Source organism: Enterobacter sp. SECR19-1250 (genome assembly GCF_013391025.1).
GTDB lineage: Bacteria > Pseudomonadota > Gammaproteobacteria > Enterobacterales > Enterobacteriaceae > Enterobacter > Enterobacter cloacae.
This window is the reverse complement of the sequence record NZ_JACASJ010000233.1, coordinates 1-2,172: the sequence shown is the minus strand read 5'-3', so window position 1 is coordinate 2,172 and position 2,172 is coordinate 1. Positions and strand designations below refer to the sequence as shown.

Genomic DNA, 2,172 nt, shown 5'->3' with positions numbered 1-2,172 from the left:
AAAGACTGTGCAGCCGACTCTTGATATTCCGTGCAGTCACCTTCTGAAAATGACACCTCTGGCGCGGTACAGCAAATCAATGCGTTGCGATTCTCGAAAACAGTTCTTGAAACTTTATTCTTGAATTCTTATCATATCAACGCGTTTCGAGAAATAGTGATGTAGCCAACCGCTGCCCCAAGTGGCTTTGACGTGTTTACGAAAGGAGAAAGACTCATGGGTATTTTTGACAGACTTTTCGGTGGCCACCACGGTGGCGGTTACAGCGGTGGTGGGCATCACGGTGGTGGGCATCACGGTGGTGGCGGTGGGTACGGAAGCGGCGGGCCGCCAGCGGGCGGGTGGGGTAATGGCGGCCTTGCTTGCCCCAACTGCAAGGCATCTAACGCGCCAGGCGCTCGCTTCTGCCAGCAGTGCGGGACTTCGTTGGTTCCTTCGGCTTGCGCGCAATGCGGAACCACACTGCAACCGGGTACGAAGTTTTGCGCTCAGTGCGGCAAGGCAGCGGTCTGACCGTGCCATGCTCGTCGGCTATGCGCGCGTCTCGACGCAGGATCAGAACCTGGAGCTACAGCGAGAGGCCTTGACCCAGGCCGGGTGCCAAAAGCTCTTTGAGGACAAATTAAGCGGCACGAGAGCCGAGCGCCCCGGCTTGGCCAAGGCGCTTGAAATGCTACGCAAGGGAGACACGCTGGTCGTCTGGAAGCTGGATCGCCTGGGCCGTAGCGTCAAGCAATTGGTCGATCTGGTCAGCGAGTTGCACAAGCAGAGCATCCAGTTCAAGAGTCTCACCGACGCCATCGACACCGGCACGCCGTCGGGACGGTTCTTCTTTCACGTCATGGCCAGCCTCGCCGAAATGGAGCGCGAGCTGACGGTGGAGCGGACCCGTGCAGGATTGGCGGTCGCCCGGCTGTCAGGCCGCAAGGGAGGACGCAAACCGAAGATGACCAAAAGCAAGATTGAATCGGCCAAGAAACTGCTCGCCAGCGGGATCGCTCCCAAGGACGTGGCCAAGAACCTCGGGGTCTCAATCCCGACGTTGTATCGCTGGGTGCCGGCTTCCGGTCACGCTGAACAAAAATGAACTCAGAAGAAGGACGAAGATGAGCACCAATCACTCCCATGCCCTACCCAGCGAGCGCAATGAAAAATCGCTCTGGATCGCCCTGGCGCTGACCGGAAGCTTCCTGCTGGCCGAAGTCGCCGCAGGCATTGTTTTCAACAGCCTGGCCCTGCTCTCAGATGCGGCGCACATGTTCACGGATGCAGCGGCGCTGGCCATCGCCTTGGCGGCTGTACGGGTGGCGAGACGGCCAGCCGATGCCAAGCGCACCTATGGCTACTACCGCTTCGAAATCCTTGCGGCCGCATTCAACGCCCTGTTGCTCTTCGGCGTCGCTGGCTACATCCTGTATGAGGGCTGGCAGCGTTTGCGCGAGCCAGCGCAGGTTCAGTCCAGCGGGATGCTGGTGGTAGCAGTGCTGGGTCTGATCGTCAACCTCATCAGCATGCGTATGCTTCAGGGCGGCAAGGACAAGAGCCTCAACGTCAAAGGCGCTTATCTGGAGGTCTGGAGCGACATGCTTGGCTCCATCGGCGTGATCGGAGCTGCGCTGGTCATCCGATTCACCGGCTGGGTGTGGGTAGATGCGGTCGTCGCCGTGGCAATTGGGCTTTGGGTGCTGCCACGAACTTGGCTGCTACTCAAGGAAAGCCTGAATGTCTTGCTGGAGGGAGTCCCAGACGGCATTGACATGGGAGCCTTGATGGCATCTGTTCAGGCCGTGCCAGGCGTGACAGGGCTGCATGACTTGCACGTATGGGCGCTCACGAGCGGCAAGGTCAGCATGACCGCTCATATCGTGTATGCGCCGGAAATAGGGCCCGACGAGTTGCTCAAAACCCTCAAGTTGTTGCTGGCTGACCGATTCAGCATCTTCCATACGACGCTGCAACTGGAGATTGTTGCCTGTGAGCACAGCGTCGATGGGTGCAACTTCGTGGATCATCGCCACAAAGAACCGAGTTCTCAACCAGACCAAGCCGCAGCCCGGCAGGCGTGACTAATGGGACTCCTACTACCCGGCTAGCCAAACCGGTCTTAGCGTACGATTTTTAATGAGATGGTCACTCCCTCCTTCCCGGTACTATGCTGAGGACAGGCTTTCA

3 protein-coding genes are annotated in these 2,172 nt (G+C 58.7%); all 3 read left to right on the top strand.

The features are described from left to right. The first annotated feature begins 216 nt into the window (after positions 1 to 216). From HX884_RS27690 to HX884_RS26180, 3 genes are read left to right on the top strand one after another with little or no spacing between them, the layout of a single operon-like run. A complete protein-coding gene (locus HX884_RS27690) occupies positions 217 to 513 on the top strand; it encodes a zinc ribbon domain-containing protein (protein ID WP_025714488.1) in 297 nt (98 codons plus the stop codon). 7 nt (positions 514 to 520) lie between these two features. Beyond that, positions 521 to 1,087: a recombinase family protein gene (locus HX884_RS26185; protein WP_011638900.1), complete on the top strand. Its 567-nt coding sequence runs from the start codon at positions 521 to 523 to the stop codon at positions 1,085 to 1,087. Positions 1,088 to 1,106: 19 nt separating this feature from the next. Beyond that, positions 1,107 to 2,066, top strand: a complete 960-nt coding sequence (locus HX884_RS26180; protein WP_023294863.1) for a cation diffusion facilitator family transporter — start codon at positions 1,107 to 1,109, stop codon at positions 2,064 to 2,066. The last annotated feature ends 106 nt before the right edge of the window (positions 2,067 to 2,172 follow it).

What these genes read in the sequence shown, in the direction of transcription:
- HX884_RS27690 (WP_025714488.1), top strand. Translation starts at nt 217, where the DNA reads ATGGGTATTTTTGACAGACTTTTCGGTGGCCACCACGGTGGCGGTTAC.
- HX884_RS26185 (WP_011638900.1), top strand. Translation starts at nt 521, where the DNA reads ATGCTCGTCGGCTATGCGCGCGTCTCGACGCAGGATCAGAACCTGGAG.
- HX884_RS26180 (WP_023294863.1), top strand. Translation starts at nt 1,107, where the DNA reads ATGAGCACCAATCACTCCCATGCCCTACCCAGCGAGCGCAATGAAAAA.